Below are 21855 nucleotides of genomic sequence, written 5' to 3'. Positions count from 1 at the left end.
GAGCTCCCGGTCGACGGTTTTCCAACGATCCGTCGGCCGGGGTTCTCGAAACGATACGTGCGCAAGCAAGGATGTAACTGCCCATGCTTTATATCGTCGACCGCCGCAAGAACCCGAAAGGCAAAAGTCTTGGCAACCGGCAGCGCTTTATGCGGCGCGCAAAGGCACAGATCAAAAAGGCGGTAGAAGACACCATTCGCACGCGTGGCATCACCGATATCAATAGCGGCGATTCCATCACCATTCCGGGCAAGACCCTGCATGAACCGGGTTTTCATCACGCACGCCGCGGCGGGGATCGCAATTATGTGCTGCCCGGCAATAAAAAGTTTGTCCCCGGCGACCGGATTGCCCGTCCGCAAGGTGGCGATGGCGGTGCAGGCGGATCACAGGCCAGCCCCGATGGCGACGGTGAAGACGAATTTCAGTTCACCCTGTCGCGTGACGAGTTCCTTGATATCTTTTTCGAAGATCTGGAACTGCCCGACCTTTTGAAAAAAAGCCTGAAACAGACCACCGCCTTTCGCACGGCGCGCGCGGGTTTTTCATCGGACGGAACCCCCGCCAACCTTAGCCTTGTGCGCACCATGCGCAATTCTCTGGCGCGCCGGATTGGCCTGCGCCGCCCGAAAACCGCCGAAATCCGCGACCTTGAAGAAAAAATCGCCGCCCTTCAGGCCAAGGCCGAAAAACGCCTGTCCAGCAAACTGACCAAGCCCGATGAGGATACCCTTCACGGGCTTCTGGCCGATCTTGAAGAAGCCAAGCGCCGCATGAAGGCGATCCCGTTCATTGATCCCATCGACACGCGATACAACCAGTTTCAGCAAATCCCCGATCCGAACACCCAGGCCGTCATGTTCTGTCTGATGGATGTGTCGGGATCGATGTCCGAACAGATGAAGGAACTGGCGAAACGGTTCTTCATGCTGCTGCATCTGTTTTTGCATCGCCGCTACGAACATGTCGATGTGGTGTTCATCCGCCATACATCGCGCGCCGCCGAAGTGGACGAGGAAACGTTTTTCTATTCGCGTGAAACCGGCGGCACCATCGTTTCCACCGCGTTAGAGGAAATGAAACGCGTGCTGAAGGATCGTTACCCGACTGATCAGTGGAACATCTATGCCGCACAGGCATCGGACGGCGACAATTATTCCAATGACGGGGCGAAATGCACGGCGTTGCTGGCCGAGGACCTATTGCCGAAATGCCAGTATTACGCCTATATCGAAATCACCGACGAGCGCGAGGCCGAGATTTTCTCGTCCGCCGAAGGGGAAACCGCCCTTTGGAAGGCCTATGCCCCAGTTGCACGCACCAATGCGCGATTTGCCCTTAAACGGGTGACCAAGGCCGCCGATATCTTCCCGGTCTTCCGGGAACTGTTTGCCAAAAATCGCGCCGAAAAACTAAGCGGGGTCAAAGGATGACCAAAAAGACCGAACCAGCCACCGCCCCCGAACTTCTGTTTTCCGGTGCCGACTGGGATTTCAACACCCTGAAAGCCACCTATGACGCGATCGAGGATATCGCGATCAACGACTTGAAACTGGATGTCTATCCCAATCAGGTCGAGGTGATCACGTCCGAGCAGATGCTCGATGCCTATTCATCCATCGGCATGCCGTTGATGTATCATCATTGGTCGTTCGGCAAACGGTTCGTGCGCGACGATGTGATGTATCGCAAGGGATATCAGGGTCTGGCATACGAGATCGTGATCAATTCCAACCCCTGCATTTCCTATGTGATGGAAGAAAACACCATCGTCATGCAGGCCCTGGTGATCGCCCACGCCGCCTTTGGCCATAACCATTTCTTCAAGAACAATTACCTGTTCAAGCAATGGACCGACGCCGAGGGTATTCTCGATTATCTGCAATTTGCCAAACGCTATATCGCCAAATGCGAGGACCGGTTTGGCTTTGATGCGGTCGAACGGGTTCTTGATGCGGCGCATGCGCTTATGGAACAGGGGGTAAACCGGTATTCCCACCCGGAAAAGCCCAATCTGGCGGCAGAACTGGAACGTGAACGCGAACGCGCCAAATACGAGGACGAAACCTATAACGATCTGTGGCGGACCTTGCCGCAGGCCGAAAAGGACGACGAAGACCTTGATGAAATGCGTCGCAAGATGCGGGTCGAGGAACGCCGGGCCCAGTTCGGATTACCCGAAGAAAACCTGCTGTATTTCCTGGAGAAAAACGCCCCGACCCTGCAAGCCTGGGAGCGCGAGATTTTGCGGATCGTGCGCAATATCGGGCAATATTTCTATCCGCAGAAACAGACCAAAATGATGAATGAAGGCTGTGCGTGTTATGTCCATTACGCGATCATGAACAGCCTCTATGACAAGGGCCTGATTTCCGAAGGTGCGATGATGGAATTCATCGATTACCATTCGCGCGTGGTGTTTCAGGCGGAATATGACGATCCGCGTTATTCCGGGTTCAACCCCTATGCGCTTGGCTTTGCCATGATGCAGGACATTCACCGCATCTGTGTCGACCCGACCGAGGAAGACCGCAAATGGTTCCCCGATATTGCGGGCAATAACGCGCCGGTCGAAACGCTAAAAGAAGCGTGGGCGCATTACCGCGATGAAAGTTTCATCCTGCAATTCCTGTCGCCCAAACTGATGCGCGACATGCGGATGTTCCTGATCGACGATCTGAGTTCCAGCCCGCATCTGGAAGTCGCCGCCATCCACGACGATAACGGATACCGCAAGGTGCGCCGCGCCTTGGCACGCATGCATGACATTTCGGTACGCGAACCCGACATGCAGGTGGTTGATGTCGACCTGCGCGGCAACCGGCAGCTTTACATCCAGCACACCGAACATGACGGCATCCGGCTTGAAAAATCCGAAGCGGAAATGACACTGGGCTATATCGGGCAATTATGGGGATATGGCGTGACCTTGCAGGCGGTTGACAATGAAACCGGTGAAATCCTGCATGAAATGAACTTCACGCCCGAAGACCTTGCCAACACCTGATATTGGCATTGCGGCAGTTTAGCCGCCCCAGAATCCGATCCGTTTCGTTGACGTACGGCGGAACAGGATTTGCCTTTTTGCGCGCCAAAGAAAACCTGAAGCTGTATCAGACCACAAACTTGTCCATCTAAAACCGTGACTTCAGCACATCCACACCCAAAGATTGTGCCTTATCAGCAGATACAATCAACATATTCGCAAGCCACTTAATTAATAATGGAAATCAGTTGCATCATTTTAATGCAACTGCATATTACTTGCGATATTAATTCGAACCGTGTCCGATGCGGTTCGAATTCCCGGTTCATGACACAAGATGGAAAATCGATCCGATGGCGTCCCGCCTGGCAGCCCGCATTGCACATGCCCTTGTTCTGCTGCTTGCCGTTTCGGTTGCGGGTTTTATGCTGCTGCGATTGATGCCCGGTGATTTTGCCGAAGTTCTGTTAATGGCGCAGATGGATGGCACCCTGCCCGATGCCTCCCAGGTTGCAAGATTTGCCGATAGTCATGGTCTGAACGATCCGTTGCCGATGCAGTATTTGCGCTGGCTTGGCGGATTGATGCAGGGCGATCTCGGTCTTTCGCTTGTGACCCGTGAACCGATTATCACCGACATTCTGTTGCGGATTGAACAATCGCTGATCCTTGCGATCTGTGCGCTGGCGGTTGCCCTGTTTCTTGCGGTGCCAATCGGCATTTTGTGTGCGGTTTATCCCGACAGCAAGATTGACCGGGTTGCCGGAATCATCAGCGTGATCGGCATGTCGATCCCGAATTTCTGGTACTCGCTGCTGCTTGCCCTGCTGTTTTCGCTTGCACTTGGCTGGTTGCCGACCGGCGGGCACGGTACATGGCAACATGCCATTTTGCCGACCCTCGTGATTGCAACATCGATCACAGGCGTTCTGTCACGGTTCGTGCGCAGCAGTCTTCTGGAAGAATTGTCAAAACCCTATATCCGTACCGCACGCGCCAAGGGCGGGCGACGGCGGCGCGTCATTCTGCATCATGCCATTCCCAATATCGTGCCGGGACTTCTGACATTTTCCGGGCTGCAATTTGCCCGGATTTTTGATGGCATGATCATTGTCGAAACGCTGTTTGCATGGCCGGGGATCGGGCGGTATCTGGTGGAATCACTGCTTAATCGTGATTATCCGGCGATACAGGCCTGTTTCCTTCTGATTGCAGCATCCTACATTCTGGTCAATCTGATCGTCGATATCACCATATCGGTTTACGATCCCCGCACGCGCGAGATCGTCTAGATGCTGGCGCGATCCTTTGTCCCCAAATCCATCGCCCACGAAAAGCTGACCGCCCTTCTTGGCCGAAATGGCAATATGTATGCGACCGTCGTCTTCTCGGTGATGTTGGCGATCCTGATCCTGCCGTTTTTTGCGCCGCATGATCCCTATCAGGCGCAATTCCTGTTTCGGTTGCAGCCGCCAAGTCTTGATTATCCGCTGGGCACGGATGCGATGGGGCGCTGCGTGTTTTCGCGGTTGCTTTATGGCGCGCGGCTTACCACCGCCTCGGCGATTGTTGTGGTGATTGCATCATCCCTGTTTGGCAGCCTGCTTGGCACGGTTGCCGCAATGATCGGCAGAACGCCAGACCGTATCCTGATGCGGTTCTGCGAAGGCATTTCGGTTTTCCCGGCATTGGCGATTTGCATGATCATTGCCGGGGTGCTGGGGCTTGGACTTAACGCCGTTATCATCGCCCTGATCGCCATTCACTGGACCGACTATGCCCGGATCGTTCGCAATGCGGTGATTGTCGAACGGGCCAAGCCCTATGTCATGGCCGCCGAGGCGCTTGGCGCGCCACGCCACCGGATCGCCAGACGCCATATCCTGCCCAACATCATCGGGCCGCTTTTAACCCTTGGTGCCTATTCCATGTCGTGGGTGATCCTGTCCTTTGCCGGGCTCAGTTTCCTTGGACTGGGCGTGGAACCGGGAACACCGGAATGGGGCCTGATGATTGCCGAATCCCGCAACTATCTTCGCGATTATCCGCGGCTGGTTCTGGCACCTGGCCTGACCATTGCCGGTTTTGTCGTTGCCGTAAACCTGCTTGGAGACGCGCTTGGCGATCGTTTCCGGCTCAGTCAGATCAACTATCTTCACTAGAAGGATCACTATGACGATATTCAGGAAGGCCCTTTGCACTTTTGCCTTTGCAACATTGGCAATCGGCACCATCGCAGCCGCCCCGCAGAAAGCAGCCGCAACCGAACAGGATACGCTGGTTGTCGGCACGATGTGGGAAGCGCTGCCGCTGGCGATGCAGCCGCGCCGGTCACGCTTTTTCAATGAAAGCGAGATCCTCGATACGCTGGTCAAACAGGACTATGACCTGAATACCGTTCCCGGTCTTGCGACATCGTGGGAACGCATTTCACCGACGGTCTGGCATTTCAACCTGCGTGAAAATGTCGTCTTCCATGACGGAACAAAACTTGATGCCGGGGCGGTCAAATTCTCGCTCGAACGGGTGATTGCGCTTCTGCCCTATGCCGCCGACCTTTTGAACATCAAACAGATGTCAGCCACCGCACCGCTGGTTCTGGAGATCGAGACCAACGAACCGTTTGCCGCACTTCCCAACCAGCTCACCGACGCGATCACCGGCATTTATGCCAAGGCATCGTTCAATGATGCAGGTGAATTCGTCAAACCGGTCGGCACCGGCCCCTGGAAGTTCGAGGAATACCGCAAACAGGACCGCACCATCGTGACGCGTTTTGATGGGTATTGGGGTGAAAAACCGGCCCTTTCGAAAGTCGAATACCGCTTCATCCCCGATCATAATTCGCGCACGCTGGCCCTTGAGGCGGGCGAGGTAGACTTCATCGACAATATGCTGCCATCCGATGTGGCACGCCTGTCACGCGATGAAAATTTCAAGGTCTATTCCAAACCGATTGCCGGGCTTTATTACGGCGCATTCAATGCCGGGGATAAAAGCCCGCTTTCGGATGTGCGCATTCGTCAGGCGGTCAATGCGCTGGTGGATCGCGACCTGATCGTCAAGGGTGCCCTTGACGGGATTGGCGAACCAGCATGGGAGTTTTTTGGCCCGCAATTTGATTGGGCGCCCAAGGCCGATGCGCCCTTCAAGCTTGACACCGATTTGGCGACGTCGCTTCTGAACGATGCCGGATATCAACAGAATGACGGCAAATGGGAAAAGGATGGCAAGCCTCTTACGCTGCGTATCCTCAGCTATTCCAGCCGGACCGAAATGCCCGCGATTACCGAGGCACTCGCCGCCCTTCTGAACCAGAACGGCATCGCCACCGATGTGCAGATGTATACCTGGGAAGGAATGCTTGATCTGGTCAAGCGCGGTGAATACGACATCTCGGTCGTGTTCTGGACCCCGGAAATGACCGGCCACCCGGACCTGCACCTTAAATCGCAGTTCCATTCGAAGGCCGGGCTGAATTACCAGTTCTGGAACAATGCCGGATTTGACGAGGCGGTCGATACCGGCCGGACCCTTTCGCCCGGTGCGGAAAAGGACGAAGCCTATCGCAGGGCGATGAATATCCTGCATGACGATGCACCGATCATTCCGCTGGTGCACAAGGTTTCGGTCGGCGCGTCGGCCAAGGATGTTGAAGGTTATCGCATCCATCCGTCCGGCTTCTTCTATGACTTCAAGAGTGTGTCGAAAGACTGATGGTCTTCCCGTCCCCGGCACTGTCGCCGGGGACGGGATTTCACCCGCTTTTCTTGCAGGAAACAGCCATGGGACTTTGCCTGTTTATCAATCCGATCAAGGGGGCCGGGGATGATTTGCCCGATGTGGGTGATCATGCGCCCGGTATCGCACAGATCGATCATTACGACCTGAGCGATATCGATCTTTCGCCCTATGCCGCCCTGATGTTGCCCGCCCATCTTGATCAGCGGTTTTTCGGGACGCTGACAACCAAGATCGAGGGGTTCCTTGCCGACGGCGGGACGCTTGTGTTCAACGGGCATGTCGCATGGCCAATGTTGCCGGAATTCCAGACCTTTGTTCCGCTTGAAAGCCAGTCGCTTGAAAACCTGATCATTCATCGCCTTGCTGATCACCCGGTTTTCGAAGGTGTGGATACGCATCATCTGACATTCCGGCGCGGTGTGGCGGGGTTTTATGCCCGCGGTTACAACCCGCCCCCCAAAGGGGCGATTGCCCTGCACGGGGTTGGCCCGGACCGTCTGCCGTGCGACTGGATTTATCATCGCCCCGAAGGCGGCCGCATCCTGATGCATGCAGGCAATGATTTATGGATGTATGCCGGATCAGAGGACAGCACCGCACGGATCGTGCCACAGCTTTGCCAGTGGGCCGGTAGCGGCGATAGAGGACAGGAAGCTGTATCATGACCCATAGGATCGCAGCCCTTGATAGCGGGACCTATTACCACCACAGAACGCTTTATGAACCGCGCTATCGCGACTTTTTCGATGGTGTGATCTATACCCGTGAACTCGGCGATACGGTGCTTGAGGATTATGACACGCTGATTGTGTCATGCCGTACCGATCCGTCCGTGCTGCGGCCGCACCGTGAAAAATTCAGGCAGTTCCTTGAAAGCGGCAGAACACTTGTCATCATGGGATCGACCGGACCGGCGGAATGGATCTCGGGGATCGAATGGCATTTCACGCCGACCAATTTCTGGTGGTGGAAAGAAGGCGGCAGCCTTGGCCTTCACGTAACCGCGCCCGATCATCCATTGTTTGATCACATCACGCTGGCCGATGCGACGTGGCATCATCACGGACATCTTATCGTACCTGATGGTGCGGTATCGCTGATCGATGTCGGTGATCTGGGATCGGTTCTTTATGACGACACGGTCACCACGCCGGGCCGGATGATCGTCACCACGCTGGACCCGATGTATCATCACGGCAGCCATTTCATGCCCGCGACCACACGATTTCTCGATGGCTTCCTGCCATGGCTAAAGGGCATGAAGCCGTCCTCGACAAGACGCCCGTAACATTAACAATACATAATATTCAGAGGAGGTCTCTTTAACATCGCAAAGCGCGCCCAATATACATCGTAGGCTGAGCCTCACGTGACCTTTATATGGGCGAATGTTTTGAAAATCCTGCGTTTTGCATTTTGGGTCGTTTGTGTTTGCCTTTTGCTCCAGGAAACCGCACAGGCCGATACCAGAACCATCAAAATGGCCTTCCCCGAGGGTCTGAAGAAATTTTTTGCCTATGAATTCGGCGTCATCGAAATGGCGCTGGACTTGTCGGGCACTGATTACGTTATGGATATCGAGGAATTAAAAGGCGCAACACAGTCACGCATCAGCGAAATGCTGTTGGCCGGTGATATCGATGTGATGTTTGCCGGTTACAGTGCAGAGCGTGAAAGCAGATTTCGCCAGGTCAATATTCCCATCACGCGCGGCATTCTGGGGCACCGTGTTTTCATGGTCAAAAAGGACCGGGCCGAGGCGCTTAGGAATGTCGAAACCCTGGACGAATTGCGCCAGTTCTGCATCGGGGTGGGGTCTGACTGGCCCGATGGCGACATCATGGAAGATAACGGTTTCTGTGTTGAACGCGGCCCGCGCAGCAACCTTTGGGAAATGCTGGAAAACAGGCGGTTTGATGCTTTAACCCGTGCCGTTCACGAAGCCTATCGGGAATTGCCCGCAATCCAGGCGCAATATCCGGATGTGGTTCTCAATGACACCGTCATGCTGGTTTATCCGTTCGACTTTTTCATCTATGTGAACAGGAAAAACAGCGCCCTGTGGCAAACCATTACAGACGGCCTTCTTGAAGCGTATCGAACCGGTGCCTTCATGGAACATTTTCACAATGCCCCGGCGATTGCACGCGCCCTTGATGCCCTGAAAACAGAACGGCGGCACGTTTTCAACATCGAAAATACCATCATGAGTGAGACGACAAGAAACATCGATGACCGTTTCTGGCTGAACGTTTCTGATTTGCATACCGATCGCGAGACCGGCAGCCCGGATCTGAAGTGTCCTCCGTGCCGGATGTAACATCCCGGCAGGATATTTGAACCGGCCCGAAAAGATGGAACCGCCTTCGATGCGAATTTTTTCTTGCCGGTTCAGGTCGCATATGGCAACCACATCATTACCATTCCCCAACATTTGTTCTGCAATGAAATCGGCAAAAATGCGCCTTCAACTACGGATGCGGATTTTTCGTTACGAAGACGAAACTCACTTATTTTGATCAATAAAAAGCATCTATTAGGATCAAAACACCCCCGCCGGATCAGGAATGTAATTATCGCTTGACGAAACGTTATGATATAACATAACAAACATATCCTCACCGATCACCCCATCCCTGTTACCAACCGGATTGATATCATGCCCCTCTCAAGCCTTCGCAGCACCCTGCTTGCCCTGCCGTTGCTTGCCCTGCCATTTACGGCACAGGCGGCAGAAAATCCGTCGGTCGTTGTTTCGATCAAACCGATCCACGGTATTGCCAGTGCGATCATGGCAGGCGTTGGCAAACCGGCACTGCTGATTGATGGGGCGTCCTCGCCGCATGCCTATTCGCTACGCCCCAGCGAAGCCCGCTCGCTTCAGGAAGCCGATCTGGTGATTTATGTCTCCCACGGTCTTGAGGGCTTCCTGAAAAAGCCGCTGGCAACCCTGTCGGGCAGTGCCCATCAGCTTGAACTGGCTGATATTGATGGTCTGGCCGTCCGGGCAATGCGCGAAGGTGGCGCATGGGAATCGCATGACCATGATCACGAAGGTCACGATCACGCAGACCATGAAGACGAACATCATGATGAACATGGTCATGACGGTCATGACGAACACGGTCATGATGAACACGCCCATGCCGAAGAACACGATCACGATCATGATCATGATCACGCCCATGAGGGTGAAGAAGGTCACCATCATGACGAAGAAGGTGCCGACCCCCACATCTGGCTTGATCCGGCCAACGGGGCTGCCATCGCAACAGCAATTGCCACCGAACTTGGTGAAATCGACCCGGCCCATGCAGGCACCTATCAGGACAATCTGAAAAAGTTCCTTGCCAGCCTTGATGCACTTGGGAATGATCTGGAAACCGAACTCGCACCGGTTCGCGAAAAGCCGTTCGTCGTTTTCCATGATGCCTATCAGTATCTCGAAGCGGGATTTGGCCTGAACGCGGTTGGTTCGATTACGGTTTCACCGGAACAGAAGCCCGGAGCAAAGCGCCTGCATGAGATCGAAGACAAAATCCGCAACAGCAATGCTGTCTGCGTCTTTGCCGAACCGCAATTCCGCCCGGCCATCGTCGAGGCCGTGGTTGCCGATACGGGCGCGCATATCGGAACGCTTGACCCGCTGGGCGCGGATATTCCGGCAGGACCGGATGCCTATCAGAACATCCTGCGCCAGAATGTGGGCGCACTGGTTGACTGCCTGTCGCAGTCCTAAAAATCTTGCCGCCGGTATGCTCGCATCCGTCCTTTGGGCCGGATCGGGCATGCCCGCATCGGCCCATCCGCATGTCTGGATCGATGCCGATGCACAGATGGTTTTTGAAGATGACAAAATCACCGCGATCCGGCTGCATTGGGTATTTGATGATCTGTTCAGCCTGACCCTGATCGACCAGTTCGACAAAAATCACGATTTGCGATTCTTTGACGCAGAAAACACCGATGTTCACGACAATGCCTTTGCATTGCTTTCCGAAGTTTCCTGGCTCACCCACCTGCGCCGGAACGAGGAACTGGTGACATTTGCCGACGCAACGGACTTCAAGGCCGATATCACCGATGATCGCCGGGTAAGTTACGATTTCACCCTGACGCTTAAAGAACCGCTTGATCCGATAAAAGATGCGATTGCCCTGTCGGTCTATGATGCGGAATTCTATATTGATGTTGCCTTCACCCAGGTCGATCCGATCCTGTTTCGCGGCAACCGCCATCTCAAATGCCACTATGAAATGAGCGAAGATGAAAAGAACCGCATCTATTTTGATCTGGTTTCGCCGATCCGCGCCGACCTTGCCTGCGAAAAACAGGTTGCGGATGCCGGCTCTGATCATGGCCTTTCTGCTGGCGATTTCGTTTCTGCCGAGTAATCCGGCCTTTGCCCAGGCCAGCAACCTTCTGGGCCGCGGCACAAGCAGCGAACAGGCCCCGAATGCCCCCGATCAGACGACACAAAATGATGGCGAAAGCCTGATCAGCCTGCCGGGATGGCTATCGGATATTGTCGGTCAGGTGGTGGTGATCCAGACGCAGCTTAACCGGCAGATGACCGCAACATTGCGTAGTGCCAAAACCGGCGATGCGTGGTGGCCGGGGCTGACCATTATCGCGCTTTCATTCGCCTATGGCGTGTTTCATGCCGCGGGGCCGGGCCACGGCAAGATGGTCACCACCACCTATTTCCTGTCACGCGATGCCGGCTGGAAACAGGGTGTCGCCATGGGCAGCCTGATTGCAGCCGTTCAGGCGGTGACGGCGATTGTCCTTGTCGGCTCGCTGACCCTGATCCTTAATCTCGGCCCGGCGGCGGTTACGCAAAACGGACTGGTACTGGAAGCCATATCCTATGCCCTGATTGCCGGGCTGGGCGGATTGATGTGTATCCGCATCTTGCAGGGGCGTGATGATTGTTGCGATCACGGCGGGCATGATCATCACCATCATGATCACACCCATCATCATCATGATCATGCGCACCATCATCACGATCATGACCACAACCACGCCCCGATCAAATCGCGCTGGCAGATGATCGCAAGCGGTGTCGTGGTCGGCCTGCGTCCCTGTACCGGATCGATACTGGTGCTGCTGTTTACGCTGGCCAACGGGTTGTTCCTGATCGGGGTTGCATCGGCCTTTGCCATGGCACTCGGGGTGGCACTGACCATCAGCCTGATCGGGTTGGCGGCCATCGGCATTCGCACCGGCACCCAGCATCTTTTCACTGTGTCGGAAAGCACTTCGGGCTGGCTTCGGCGTGGGGTTGGCCTGACAGGGGCCGCCCTGATTACGCTGTTTGGCCTGTTGCTACTGCTTTCGGCCGCCCGGCAGCTTGGCTGGCTGTAAAAGATAACGGCCCGCAAGGTCGCTTGCGAGCCGTTTGATTTAAACTGCCAACCGGATTATTGGGCGGTCACGACCTTCATCACCAGTTTGCCATCCGGCTTGATCGGGCCGTCTTCCTTGGCACCCAGCGTATATTCGAAATAGCCGGTTTTCATGCCGCCCTGTTCGGAATGGATCATCAGCATCAGCATCTCACCGGATTTGACCGGTTCCTGCAAAATGGCGGTAACATCCATATTCTCGCCCTTTTTAAGCGGCGCATAACCGACAACCGGGCCGGGCTTCATTTCGGAATCGGTGCGATGCACCACCAGCCAGCCATTTTCACCAGCCATGATTTTCGACGCACTGACCGTTCCGCCCGAAACATCCTGATCCATCGCCTCGACCATCGGCCCCATGGCGTTGGCCGCCGCCGGAATGGCGACGCTCAGGGCACCGGCCATCAAAGCCCCACCGAAAATACCGACCATTTTCTTGGTCACCAGCATTTGAAGTCTCCTTGTCTGTTAAACCGGGACGGGCTGTTTGCTGCCGTCCGCTCGTGTCGCGCTGTGTTGCGCACATCGAAGCTACGCAGACCAGACAGGCCGGGTTTCAGATCGGGAAACTTTTTTTTGAAATCAGTGTTCGACCGGGATCAGACGGCCATGAATGGCAGGACCGGTCGGACGCCCGGTGGGCGAACCGCCCTCGGGCTCCAGACTGATGCCAAAGGTCGCATTGCGCAGCAGGGCCGGATCAAATTCACCCAGCGACCGGGTTGTTGGCGCGGATGCGTTTTCAAGCAGCCCCAGCGATTTGGGTGCCGGGCCCAACTCATCGGATGCAATCCACAACTGATAGGTCTTGCCTTCGGGCAATGTTGCCGAAACCGGGCGGATGATCACCGCACGGGTATCCAGATCAATGCTCATGACAAAGGCGGGCTCGGTATCGTCACGGTGAAACACGGCGACAAATTGCCGATCAGAAACCGGGGCGGCAAAATCCGATACCAGCACCGCCACCATCAGGCTTGCCGCCAGTGCGCCGGTGGCAAATGTCCCGATCCGCCACCGGGCAAGCTTGCGTTTCAGCAGATCGATCTCAACAATATTATCCGCCTGCACACGCTCCCTCTCGATCCGCGCCCCTTCAATACGGGCACGAATGGCCGGAAACAGGTCGCGCGATGGCATTTCTGCGCGGTAATGTGCATTTAACGGCGACAGGCGTTTTTCCCAATCGGCAATCGCCGCATTCAGTTCCGCCTCATTTGTCCGCCGTTCATCGACAAGGCGGCGCATGTCGGGATCAAGCGTTCCCAACACATATTCCGCCGCCAGCATGTCGATATCTTCCCGGTCGGTCATGATCCGAGGCATTCCTTCAACTGTTTCAGGCTGCGATGCAGCCATGTCTTGATCGTGCCGACCGGTTGGGCAAACCGTTCTGCCAGTTCGGCGCGCGAAAATCCGTCGAGATAGGCCAACCTGACCATTGTGCGGCGCTCATCATCCAGCCCGCCAAGGCAGAATTCAAGCTGGCGCAGGTCATCATTGCGTTCGGCATCATCGGCAACCGACAGATCATCATGATCGGCCAGTTGATCGATATCGAAATCATCCACCACCACCTCATGACGCTTGTCACGACGCAGCGCATCAATCGCCCGATTCCGCGCAATCGTTGCCATCCAGGTGATGATTGATGCACGCCCCGGTTCAAAATCCCCGGCACGTTCCCAGACCTTCACATAGATTTCCTGCAGGATATCCTCGCTTTGGGCCCGGTTCTTCAAGATACGCAGGACAATGCCGAAAAGTTTCGCCGATGTCGCATGATAAAGCTGCCCGAAGGCGTCCATGTCGCCATCGGCCGCACGCGCCAGAAGCTGCTCCAGATCCCGGGTTGATGTCCCCATGCCATCCGCCAATTGACGTCCGCCGCCACCCTGCGGCGAACCGATGTATCATTTTTTCGGGATGATTGATCCCGAGCCATAATTTTTTACGAAAGGTTCTGGCATACTGATCACTAAAACCCGTGTTTAAATTCCGGATTGATGTTCTCCGTTGCGCGCACCAGCGCATCCATCACGATGCGCACCGCCGGTGATCGACGGATATCGGGATGGACCACCATCCAGACCGGTCTGCTGATCTCGCAGTCATCATCGCGCAGGACAAGTTCAAGGCGCTTGTCCTCGTCCCCGATATAGCGCGGCAGAATACCCAATCCATATCCGGCGACGATAAAGGATCGCACTGTTTCGGTATCGTCAGCACGGACGCGGACAGGCAATTGCCGCCCCAGTTTTTTCCACACCCATGCCTGTTGCCATTCACCACGGGAATTGCGTTCTTCGCTGCAAAATTCCCATTCATCAGGCGGGGTTTGTTCGCAATATCCCCGGCAGGCATAGATACCCATCCGCAGATGGGTCAATTTGCGCACCACCAAACCGTTCTGGTCGGGCTGCACCATGCGCACGGCAACGTCTGCTTCGCGCCGGGCAAGATTGGCGACAATGCTTGATGCAAGAATTTCATATTGCAGATGTTTCTGATCTTTGAGCACCTCGGCCAGACGCGGCGCAAAAAGCAGCCGCCCCGCAGCCGGCGGCACCGAGATACGCACCACGCCATAGGCGGTCTCGTCGCCATGTGCCTGCCGTTCAAACGCCAGAACGTCTTCTTCGATCTTGGTCGCCACGGGCACAAGATTTTCCCCCGCCTCGGTCAGAGTCCATCCGGTTGCCAGTCGATCAAACAGTTTGGAATTCAGATCCTGCTCAAGGGCTTCGATCCGGCGTGCTACGGTGGTGTGATCCTTTTTAAGGCGTCTTGCCGCACCGGAAAGCGTTCCCTCAGCAGCGAGAACAACAAAATATCGCAGATCATTCCAGTTCATGATGCCTCGCCCCAACTTGCGCAAATTTGCACAACTATAGCGCAAATTAATCGGATTACGTGATTTTTATGCGCATGAGAAAGTCTGTGCATCGACATCAAACATTCGTGGCACAGGAGGCCAGATGATGAGCGGACAAGTCAGCCTGGAAGCACGCACGGCATGCGAAACCATGGGCAATCGTGCAAAGAAATCGGCGAATTTCAAGACCTTGACGCTTGGCCGCCTACTTCGCGCCGCCGCCGATTTCGTGATCAGAGCCTATAAAAGCCATCAAACCGATGCGGCTCTGATGCGACTTAATGAATACCAACTGCGCGATATGGGTCTGGAGCGCACCCAGGATGGCAGCCTGCGCGAAAAAATGTGGTGATTACATCGAATTCAAAGCGGCCGTACAATATCAGGGGATTGTGATCCCTGTTTTACCCGGTAATCGACACGCTTTGATATGCCTCCCTTAGAGCACGTCGCATTTAATCTGCACCATTTTGCCGAAGACAGTCTTCTGTCGCACAAGGAAAGATCCGCAGAGCGTAGCGGGGCTACGGTCAAGGATCCTGACGCAGTGGGGCGGAAGACTGTCACGGCCCGAAGGGTTTGTTTTTGGCGACGTTTCGCGGCGTTACACCGTTTGACCGATGCGCCGCATCGCTCTGCACGCTGTGCCTTGCCAAACGGTTCGCCAAAAACAAACAAAATGATACAGATTAAATGCGACGTGCTCTACGCAGCAAAAGAGATCCCACACGGGGTCTCTTTTTGTTTTTCACACCTGAAATTCTGCCGAAATGCTGTCGGCGGCCTTGATCAGGGCATCCATGACAAGCCGCACACCGGGGGACCGGCGCATATCGGGATGCACAACCAGCCATGCGGTTTCGCGGCTTTCGCCCGCCGTATCGGCCCGGATCAGTTCAAGCCGGTCGTCGCCATCGGCAAGGTAGCGCGGCAACACCCCGACCCCGTGCCCGGCCGCGATGAATTGCCGCACCGATTCCGTATCATCGGCCCGAAACCGGCAGGGCAATTCCCGCCCCATGATACTACGCACCCATTCCTTTTTGGCCGCCCCATAGGACGTGTCCTCGTACCCGCAGAATTCCCAATCCTGTTCGGGGACGCGGTCGCGATATCCGCGTGCGGCATAAAGACCGACCCCCAGTTCGACCAGCTTGCGCGTAATCAGGCCCGGTTCGCGCGGGGTAATCATGCGCACCGCAAGATCGGCTTCCCGACGGGCCAGATTGACCACGTTGGACGCACCGATAATTTCAAATTCCAGCCCCTTATGCGCGGTCAGCAATTGCGCCAGACGGGGCGCAAACAAAACCCGCCCCGCGACCGGGGGCACGGATATCCGCACCACACCGTGGGCGGCTTCATCGCCCCTGGCCTGCCGTTCAAAGCCAAGCGCCTCTGCCTCGACCCGTTCGGCCACCGGCACAAGGTTCTGCCCCGCAGCCGTCAGTTGCCAGCCGCGCGGCAGACGATCAAACAGCTTGGTCCCCACCGCCTCTTCAAGCGCCTCGATCCGCCGCGCCACGGTGGTGTGCTCCTTGCGCAACCGTCGCGCAGCCCCCGAAAGACTGCCTTCTTCGGCAAGGATCAGGAAATAACGCAAATCGTTCCAGTTCATGTACTTGACCAGTCCATATGATCGGGCCTTGGCAGTTCCGGTTATTTTTGCACATTAAATCTGCAAAACAACCAAATTCCCGTTTTATTTTGCATATGAGAGGATCAGGTCATCAACAGAACACGACCTTTTGGAAAATCAGGAGGACATCATGGCCTATCAGACCCCGACCAAAGCACAGGACTTCGACATCCGCACCGACCCGATCGCCAACCGCGTCCCGTTTGGCCGCCTGATCAACAAGATCGCAAGCTATTCGCTCGACGCCCGCAAACGCAAAAACGAACGCGAGGTGATGGCGCATCTAAGTGACGATCAGCTTCGCGATGTCGGCCTGCAACGCACATTTGACGGCAACCAGTGGCGCGTCACGCGCATTGTCTGACGACCGTCCCTCGCACCACCAGCAAACAAAAGGGAGCCCACACCGGGCTCCCGAACCGCTGACACAGCCCTCCCAACCAGATCGTCATTCCCGCGAACGCGGGAATCCAGTCTCTTTCAACGGGGTATGGATTCCGGGTCTGCGCTCCGCTTCGCCCGGAATGACGGCTTTGATCAATCGCTAGGCCAGCCCATCAACAAACCAGGCAACCCCGGACCGCTGAAAAAGCCCTCCCAACCTGATCGTCATTCCCGCGACGGCGGGAATCCAGTCTCTTTCAGCGGGGCATGGATTCCGGGTCTGCGCTCCGCTTCGCCCGGAATGACGGCTTTGATCAATCGCTAGGCCAATCCAGCCAACCAACCCCGCTGCCCCCGGCATTGCCAAACGCCACCGACCGGACGGACTACGCCCCAGACGGCCCCCGCTGCCCCGAACAAACACCCGCCGCCCTCAGTTGACCCGAAACGCACCTCACCCCAAACGGCAACCACGTTGCCGCATGGCATGCACAAATCCCGCCAGAGATGACCGACCTTTCGGCATGTTCGAATGGTCCACCAGCCCGCAGGCAACCGATCCAATCCCAACAAGCCAAACCCGCCGCCCTCGGTTGCCCCAAAACGCACCTCACCCCAAGGGCCACAGCTTTGCCGAATGGCAGGCACACAAATCCCGCCATCGATGACCAACCTTTCGGCACCTCCGAACGCACCACCAGCCCGCTGGCAACCGATCCTGCCAGCCGCTCCCCGCCAGCCACCCCGGCAACCCGGCCAGTCGATCCCGTGCCGATCCAATCCGGGCGCAATTCGGGCCCGCTGATTCTCGGCATTGTCACACTTCACCGACCGGACTGGACTAAACGGACCGGACGAACTTCGCCTCGCCCCAGCTATCGCTGCCCCGAACCAACGCCCTTGCCCCAAGGACACATCTCTCCCGTCATGATAAACACCCGTTTTTCACAAATATCTGACGGCCTCACGGCCCGGACGCACCACCGCCATAATGACTTTTCCATGCGCCAGAGATGCTCCTTTGGCGATGCCACCCCCGCCATGTCATCCCGTCAGATCGCTGCCCTGTCATCGTCTCATTCCTGTTTTTGCCGCCCGAAACGCAAAAAACCCGCAAAAGCGAATCACGCTTTGCGGGTTTTGTCTCCGGACCCATTTGTCCTGTTGACTTTATCTTTATGCCACAAGGAAAAGAACAAATCAAGAACTTTTTTTTCAAAAAAACGGAAAAAGTTCCCAGTCAAAGCTCAGTACAGCGAGAAGACCATATTTATCAATGCCTTGGGCATGATCATCCTATTCCCCCGCCAAAGCCTTCATCGCAAAAGGAGCCCGAACCGGGCTCCTTTTGTGGTCGTTTATCCCGGCCAATCAGCCGCGCAATTCGGCAACCTTGTCAGTGGCTTCCTGTGCCAGGCGGGTGATGGTGGCCCAGTCACCGGCCTTGACCGCGTCCTTGGGAGCAACCCATGAACCACCCACGGTGATGATGTTTGGCAGGGCCAGATAATCACCAAGGTTTGCCAATGACACACCGCCGGTCGGACAGAATTTGACCTGCGGCAGCGGCCCGGAAAGGGCTTTGAGCATTGAAACACCGCCCTGCTGTTCGGCGGGGAAGAATTTCAGCATGTCGTAACCATGTTCAAGCAGATACATGATCTCGGACGGGGTTCCGGCCCCCGGAAGCAACGGCACGCCGGTATCCTTGGCCGCCTTCAGAAGGCTTTTGGTATGGCCAGGCGACACGGCAAAGGCACAGCCGATTTTTGCCATGCGTTCCATTTGCTTGGCATTGATCACGGTGCCCGCACCGGTAATCGCATCTGGCACTTCGGCGATGATGCGTTTGATGCTTTCTTCGGCCGCGGCACTGCGCAGTGTGATTTCAAGCACCGGCAAACCACCGGCCACCAGCGCCTTTGCAAGCGGAACGGCATCATTGGCGTCTTCGATCACCAGAACCGGTACGACCGGGGCCTTGGACAGAATTTCGCGTGACGAAAGGCTCATTGGGTATCCTCCAGTTTATCGGTCAGGCCGTCAAAATTTTGGCACAACCGATCAGGGCCGGGTATTTCGCCGTCATCAGGCGCACCGGCACATCATTCATCAAATCATGGAAACGGCCCTTGGCGATCATACGATCCTTAAGGCCGCTTTGTTTCATAAAACCGGCAATCCGCGGACCAATGCCGCCGCCGATAAACACACCATCAAACGCGCCAAGCGTCAGGACCAGATCACCGGCCACCCCGCCCATGAACAGACAGAACCGATCCAGCACCTTAAGGCAAAGCGGATCGTTTTTCTGCATGGCATTTTCAACGATTTCCGCCGCACTAAGCGGTGTGACGTCGATCCCGTCAATGGCGGCAAGCGCACGATAAAGGTTTTCAAGCCCCATGCCCGACAGGATACGTTCGGCCGACACACGGCCCAGTTCAGCCGTCAGGAATTTGACGATTTCATAATCAAGATCATCGACGGCGGGCAGTGACACATGGCCGCCTTCGCCCTGGATCGGAATCCAGTGATCGTCATGGCGCAGAAGCCCCGAAACGCCAAGCCCGGTGCCCGCTCCAATCACCGCCAATGGCAATCCCGGGCGCCCCGGACCATCAAACAGCGTGATCAGGTCTTCGTCGCCAAGATAGGGCACGGACATCGCAAGGCCGGTAAAGTCATTGACCACCACCAGACGATCCAGACCAAATTCGGCCTTGAGCGCGTCCTTGGAAAATACCCACGGGTTATTGGTGAATTTGATGATATCTGCGGATGCCGGGCAGGCCACGGCAACCGCAAATTCATTCAGATCCGCGCAATCGGTTTTCACCATGAAATCGCGCATGGCATCGCCGATGGTCGCATAATCGCGGACCGGCAATGTCATCGGTGATTGCGGATTTCCATTTTCGTCAATCCAGGCAAAGCGGGCGTTGGTACCGCCGATATCACCAACCAGCCGCATTATGCTACCTCGACCTCGACAGCCCCCGGAAGCACCGCACTGGCCCCCATTTCGGCCAGTCCGACATGTTCACGGAACACACCGAACAATTCACGACCGAAACCGGTCTGATGTTCGGCCTTGTTATCAAAGGTCGCAAAGTCGCGCTTGGCCAGTTCGGCCTCGGTCACGTTCAGGATCAGCTCGCCGGTTTCGGCATCCAGACGCACGATATCGCCGTCTTTTACCTTGGCAATCGGACCGTTCATCATGGCTTCGGGGGTGACGTGGATTGCCGCCGGGACCTTGCCCGATGCGCCCGACATGCGACCATCGGTGACAAGGGCGACCTTGTAACCAAGGTCCTGCAACACGCCAAGCGGCGGGGTCAGTTTGTGCAGTTCCGGCATGCCATTCGCCTTGGCCCCCTGGAAACGCACGACACAGACAACGTCACGATGCAGTTTGCCATCCTTGAACGCCTGCATCATTTCTTCCTGCGAGGTAAAGACCGCAGCCGGGGCTTCGATCACACGGTTTTCCGGCTTCACCGCCGAGACCTTGATCACCGAACGGCCAAGGTTCCCCGACAGCATCCGAAGACCGCCATCGGTGCTAAACGCCTTTTCGGCCGGACGCAGGATTTCCTCGTCATGGCTGGTGGCCGGGGCATCACGCCACGACAATTTGCCATTATCCAGATACGGCTCGGTGCCATAGGCCGCCATGCCACCGGTATGGATGGTCTGAAGGTCGGGATGCAGAAGACCGTTTTTCAGAAGGTCGCTGATCACAAAGCCCATGCCGCCCGCGGCATGGAAGTGATTCACATCGGCCTGCCCGTTCGGATAAACGCGGCACAGCAACGGCACAAGTTTCGACAATTCATCGAAATCTTCCCAACGAAGTTCGATACCCGCCGCACGGGCCATCGCCGGCAGATGCAGGGTGTGGTTGGTCGACCCACCGGTCGCAAGCAAACCGATAATGCCGTTCACGAATGCCTTTTCATCCAGAATTTTGCCAACCGGACGATAATCATTGCCAAGCTTGGTGATCTGAAGCGCACGACGGGCGGCTTCTTCGGTCAGGGCATCACGCAGATCGGTGTTTGGATTAACAAACGCCGCACCGGGCAAATGCAGCCCCATGATTTCCATCAGCATCTGGTTGGAGTTCGCCGTACCATAGAAGGTACAGGTCCCCGGGCTGTGATAGGACGCGGTTTCGGCTTCAAGAAGCTCCTTGCGACCGACCTTGCCCTGTGCATAAAGCTGACGGATGCGGGCCTTTTCATTGTTGGGCAAACCGGACGGCATCGGACCGGCTGGCACAAACACCGCCGGGATATGACCATAGGCCAGTGCGCCCATGACAAGACCCGGTACGATTTTATCGCAAACACCAAGATAAAGGGCGGCATCGAACACATCATGCGACAGCGATACCGCCGTCGACATCGCGATCACGTCGCGCGAAAACAGCGACAGCTCCATCCCCGGGCGGCCTTGCGTCACGCCATCGCACATGGCGGGCACGCCACCGGCAACCTGTGCGGTTGCCCCGGCTTCGAACACGGCCTTTTTGATGCGGTCGGGATAGACGCCCAGCGGCTGATGGGCGGACAGCATATCGTTATAGGATGTCACGATGCCCAGATTGGCACCTTCGTCACCATTGATGCGTTCCTTGTCCGCCGCACTGCAGCCCGCAGACGCATGGGCAAGGTTGCCGCACGACAGGGATGAGCGATGCGGGCGGTCGGACGCGGCTGCTTCGATGCGTTCCAGATATGCCTCGCGGGTCGGCTTGGAACGTTCGATGATGCGTTTGGTAATCTGTTCTAATTCACGTTTCATGGGG

At 56.1% G+C, this 21855-nt stretch carries 21 protein-coding genes; 13 read left to right on the top strand and 8 right to left on the bottom strand.

Translation table 11 applies throughout. The features are described from left to right. Window positions 1-83 precede the first annotated feature (83 nt). The 11 genes from TH3_RS05885 to TH3_RS05835 all read left to right on the top strand — a co-directional run bounded on the left by TH3_RS05885 (window position 84) and on the right by TH3_RS05835 (window position 12100). On the top strand, window positions 84-1433 hold the full coding sequence (locus TH3_RS05885; protein WP_007092242.1) for a YeaH/YhbH family protein: 1350 nt from the start codon (window positions 84-86) through the stop codon (window positions 1431-1433). Next, a complete protein-coding gene (locus TH3_RS05880) occupies window positions 1430-3007 on the top strand; it encodes a SpoVR family protein (protein ID WP_007092243.1) in 1578 nt (525 codons plus the stop codon). Before TH3_RS05885 ends, TH3_RS05880 begins: the two co-directional genes overlap by 4 nt. Before the next feature lie 332 nt (window positions 3008-3339). Beyond that, a complete protein-coding gene (locus TH3_RS05875) occupies window positions 3340-4278 on the top strand; it encodes an ABC transporter permease (RefSeq protein ID WP_040060629.1) in 939 nt (312 codons plus the stop codon). After that, window positions 4279-5148 (top strand): ABC transporter permease, encoded by an 870-nt coding sequence (locus TH3_RS05870; RefSeq protein WP_007092245.1) that lies wholly within the window; start codon window positions 4279-4281, stop codon window positions 5146-5148. A gap of 10 nt (window positions 5149-5158) precedes the next feature. Beyond that, window positions 5159-6703 (top strand): ABC transporter substrate-binding protein, encoded by a 1545-nt coding sequence (locus tag TH3_RS05865; protein WP_007092246.1) that lies wholly within the window; start codon window positions 5159-5161, stop codon window positions 6701-6703. Beyond that, window positions 6703-7395, top strand: a complete 693-nt coding sequence (locus TH3_RS05860; protein WP_007092247.1) for a hypothetical protein — start codon at window positions 6703-6705, stop codon at window positions 7393-7395. The genes TH3_RS05865 and TH3_RS05860 overlap by 1 nt, the downstream gene beginning before the upstream one ends. After that, the gene (locus TH3_RS05855; RefSeq protein WP_007092248.1) at window positions 7392-8018 is read left to right on the top strand and encodes a hypothetical protein; all 627 of its coding nucleotides are present in this window, start codon (window positions 7392-7394) and stop codon (window positions 8016-8018) included. Before TH3_RS05860 ends, TH3_RS05855 begins: the two co-directional genes overlap by 4 nt. Before the next feature lie 150 nt (window positions 8019-8168). After that, window positions 8169-9050, top strand: coding sequence for a hypothetical protein (locus TH3_RS05850; RefSeq protein ID WP_139328194.1), 882 nt, complete (start codon window positions 8169-8171; stop codon window positions 9048-9050). 339 nt (window positions 9051-9389) lie between these two features. Then, window positions 9390-10469 carry a zinc ABC transporter substrate-binding protein gene (locus TH3_RS05845; RefSeq protein WP_007092250.1) on the top strand — a complete coding sequence of 360 codons (1080 nt, stop codon included), beginning with the start codon at window positions 9390-9392 and terminating at the stop codon, window positions 10467-10469. 16 nt (window positions 10470-10485) lie between these two features. Then, complete coding sequence (locus TH3_RS05840) at window positions 10486-11124, top strand: DUF1007 family protein (RefSeq protein ID WP_007092251.1); 639 nt, start codon at window positions 10486-10488, stop codon at window positions 11122-11124. Then, window positions 11087-12100: a nickel/cobalt transporter gene (locus TH3_RS05835; protein WP_007092252.1), complete on the top strand. Its 1014-nt coding sequence runs from the start codon at window positions 11087-11089 to the stop codon at window positions 12098-12100. The genes TH3_RS05840 and TH3_RS05835 overlap by 38 nt, the downstream gene beginning before the upstream one ends. Before the next feature lie 56 nt (window positions 12101-12156). Here the strand turns inward: TH3_RS05835 and TH3_RS05830 are convergent, their stop codons facing one another. From TH3_RS05830 to TH3_RS05815, 4 genes are all read right to left on the bottom strand, one after another. Next, on the bottom strand, window positions 12157-12591 hold the full coding sequence (locus TH3_RS05830) for a DUF7282 domain-containing protein (protein ID WP_007092253.1): 435 nt from the start codon (window positions 12589-12591) through the stop codon (window positions 12157-12159). Between the two features lie 132 nt (window positions 12592-12723). Then, the gene (locus TH3_RS05825; protein WP_007092254.1) at window positions 12724-13455 is read right to left on the bottom strand and encodes an anti-sigma factor; all 732 of its coding nucleotides are present in this window, start codon (window positions 13453-13455) and stop codon (window positions 12724-12726) included. Further along, a complete protein-coding gene (locus TH3_RS05820) occupies window positions 13452-14006 on the bottom strand; it encodes a sigma-70 family RNA polymerase sigma factor (protein WP_007092255.1) in 555 nt (184 codons plus the stop codon). Before TH3_RS05820 ends, TH3_RS05825 begins: the two co-directional genes overlap by 4 nt. 113 nt (window positions 14007-14119) lie before the next feature. After that, window positions 14120-14995 (bottom strand): LysR family transcriptional regulator, encoded by an 876-nt coding sequence (locus TH3_RS05815; RefSeq protein ID WP_007092256.1) that lies wholly within the window; start codon window positions 14993-14995, stop codon window positions 14120-14122. Between the two features lie 124 nt (window positions 14996-15119). Here TH3_RS05815 and TH3_RS05810 point away from each other — a divergent pair, with 124 nt between their 5' ends. Then, window positions 15120-15368 carry a hypothetical protein gene (locus TH3_RS05810; protein WP_139328195.1) on the top strand — a complete coding sequence of 83 codons (249 nt, stop codon included), beginning with the start codon at window positions 15120-15122 and terminating at the stop codon, window positions 15366-15368. A gap of 396 nt (window positions 15369-15764) precedes the next feature. On the opposite strand, the gene TH3_RS05805 is transcribed toward TH3_RS05810, so the two are convergent. Next, window positions 15765-16634, bottom strand: a complete 870-nt coding sequence (locus tag TH3_RS05805; protein ID WP_007092258.1) for a LysR family transcriptional regulator — start codon at window positions 16632-16634, stop codon at window positions 15765-15767. A gap of 151 nt (window positions 16635-16785) precedes the next feature. Here TH3_RS05805 and TH3_RS05800 point away from each other — a divergent pair, with 151 nt between their 5' ends. Next, window positions 16786-17019, top strand: coding sequence for a hypothetical protein (locus tag TH3_RS05800; RefSeq protein WP_007092259.1), 234 nt, complete (start codon window positions 16786-16788; stop codon window positions 17017-17019). Between the two features lie 1391 nt (window positions 17020-18410). On the opposite strand, the gene TH3_RS05795 is transcribed toward TH3_RS05800, so the two are convergent. From TH3_RS05795 to edd, 3 genes are read right to left on the bottom strand one after another with little or no spacing between them, the layout of a single operon-like run. Continuing rightward, on the bottom strand, window positions 18411-19052 hold the full coding sequence (locus tag TH3_RS05795) for a bifunctional 4-hydroxy-2-oxoglutarate aldolase/2-dehydro-3-deoxy-phosphogluconate aldolase (protein WP_007090845.1): 642 nt from the start codon (window positions 19050-19052) through the stop codon (window positions 18411-18413). 22 nt (window positions 19053-19074) lie between these two features. Further along, window positions 19075-20013, bottom strand: coding sequence for a glucokinase (gene glk, locus TH3_RS05790; RefSeq protein WP_007090844.1), 939 nt, complete (start codon window positions 20011-20013; stop codon window positions 19075-19077). After that, window positions 20013-21851, bottom strand: a complete 1839-nt coding sequence (edd, locus tag TH3_RS05785; protein ID WP_007090843.1) for a phosphogluconate dehydratase — start codon at window positions 21849-21851, stop codon at window positions 20013-20015. The genes glk and edd overlap by 1 nt, the downstream gene beginning before the upstream one ends. Between the last annotated feature and the right edge of the window lie 4 nt (window positions 21852-21855).

Source organism: Thalassospira xiamenensis M-5 = DSM 17429, from assembly GCF_000300235.2.
Lineage (GTDB): Bacteria > Pseudomonadota > Alphaproteobacteria > Rhodospirillales > Thalassospiraceae > Thalassospira > Thalassospira xiamenensis.
This window is presented reverse-complemented; position numbering and strand designations above follow the sequence as displayed.

Bases quoted from the DNA above. Each gene is read 5' to 3' on its own strand.
- TH3_RS05825 (WP_007092254.1), bottom strand. From the start codon at position 13,455: ATGACCGACCGGGAAGATATCGACATGCTGGCGGCGGAATATGTGTTG.
- TH3_RS05880 (WP_007092243.1), top strand. From the start codon at position 1,430: ATGACCAAAAAGACCGAACCAGCCACCGCCCCCGAACTTCTGTTTTCC.
- TH3_RS05885 (WP_007092242.1), top strand. From the start codon at position 84: ATGCTTTATATCGTCGACCGCCGCAAGAACCCGAAAGGCAAAAGTCTT.
- TH3_RS05815 (WP_007092256.1), bottom strand. From the start codon at position 14,995: ATGAACTGGAATGATCTGCGATATTTTGTTGTTCTCGCTGCTGAGGGA.
- TH3_RS05810 (WP_139328195.1), top strand. From the start codon at position 15,120: ATGATGAGCGGACAAGTCAGCCTGGAAGCACGCACGGCATGCGAAACC.
- TH3_RS05870 (WP_007092245.1), top strand. From the start codon at position 4,279: ATGCTGGCGCGATCCTTTGTCCCCAAATCCATCGCCCACGAAAAGCTG.
- TH3_RS05820 (WP_007092255.1), bottom strand. From the start codon at position 14,006: ATGGGGACATCAACCCGGGATCTGGAGCAGCTTCTGGCGCGTGCGGCC.
- glk (WP_007090844.1), bottom strand. From the start codon at position 20,013: ATGCGGCTGGTTGGTGATATCGGCGGTACCAACGCCCGCTTTGCCTGG.
- TH3_RS05795 (WP_007090845.1), bottom strand. From the start codon at position 19,052: ATGAGCCTTTCGTCACGCGAAATTCTGTCCAAGGCCCCGGTCGTACCG.
- TH3_RS05805 (WP_007092258.1), bottom strand. From the start codon at position 16,634: ATGAACTGGAACGATTTGCGTTATTTCCTGATCCTTGCCGAAGAAGGC.
- TH3_RS05800 (WP_007092259.1), top strand. From the start codon at position 16,786: ATGGCCTATCAGACCCCGACCAAAGCACAGGACTTCGACATCCGCACC.
- TH3_RS05875 (WP_040060629.1), top strand. From the start codon at position 3,340: ATGGCGTCCCGCCTGGCAGCCCGCATTGCACATGCCCTTGTTCTGCTG.
- TH3_RS05855 (WP_007092248.1), top strand. From the start codon at position 7,392: ATGACCCATAGGATCGCAGCCCTTGATAGCGGGACCTATTACCACCAC.
- TH3_RS05845 (WP_007092250.1), top strand. From the start codon at position 9,390: ATGCCCCTCTCAAGCCTTCGCAGCACCCTGCTTGCCCTGCCGTTGCTT.
- edd (WP_007090843.1), bottom strand. From the start codon at position 21,851: ATGAAACGTGAATTAGAACAGATTACCAAACGCATCATCGAACGTTCC.
- TH3_RS05840 (WP_007092251.1), top strand. From the start codon at position 10,486: ATGCTCGCATCCGTCCTTTGGGCCGGATCGGGCATGCCCGCATCGGCC.
- TH3_RS05835 (WP_007092252.1), top strand. From the start codon at position 11,087: ATGGCCTTTCTGCTGGCGATTTCGTTTCTGCCGAGTAATCCGGCCTTT.
- TH3_RS05830 (WP_007092253.1), bottom strand. From the start codon at position 12,591: ATGCTGGTGACCAAGAAAATGGTCGGTATTTTCGGTGGGGCTTTGATG.
- TH3_RS05865 (WP_007092246.1), top strand. From the start codon at position 5,159: ATGACGATATTCAGGAAGGCCCTTTGCACTTTTGCCTTTGCAACATTG.
- TH3_RS05860 (WP_007092247.1), top strand. From the start codon at position 6,703: ATGGTCTTCCCGTCCCCGGCACTGTCGCCGGGGACGGGATTTCACCCG.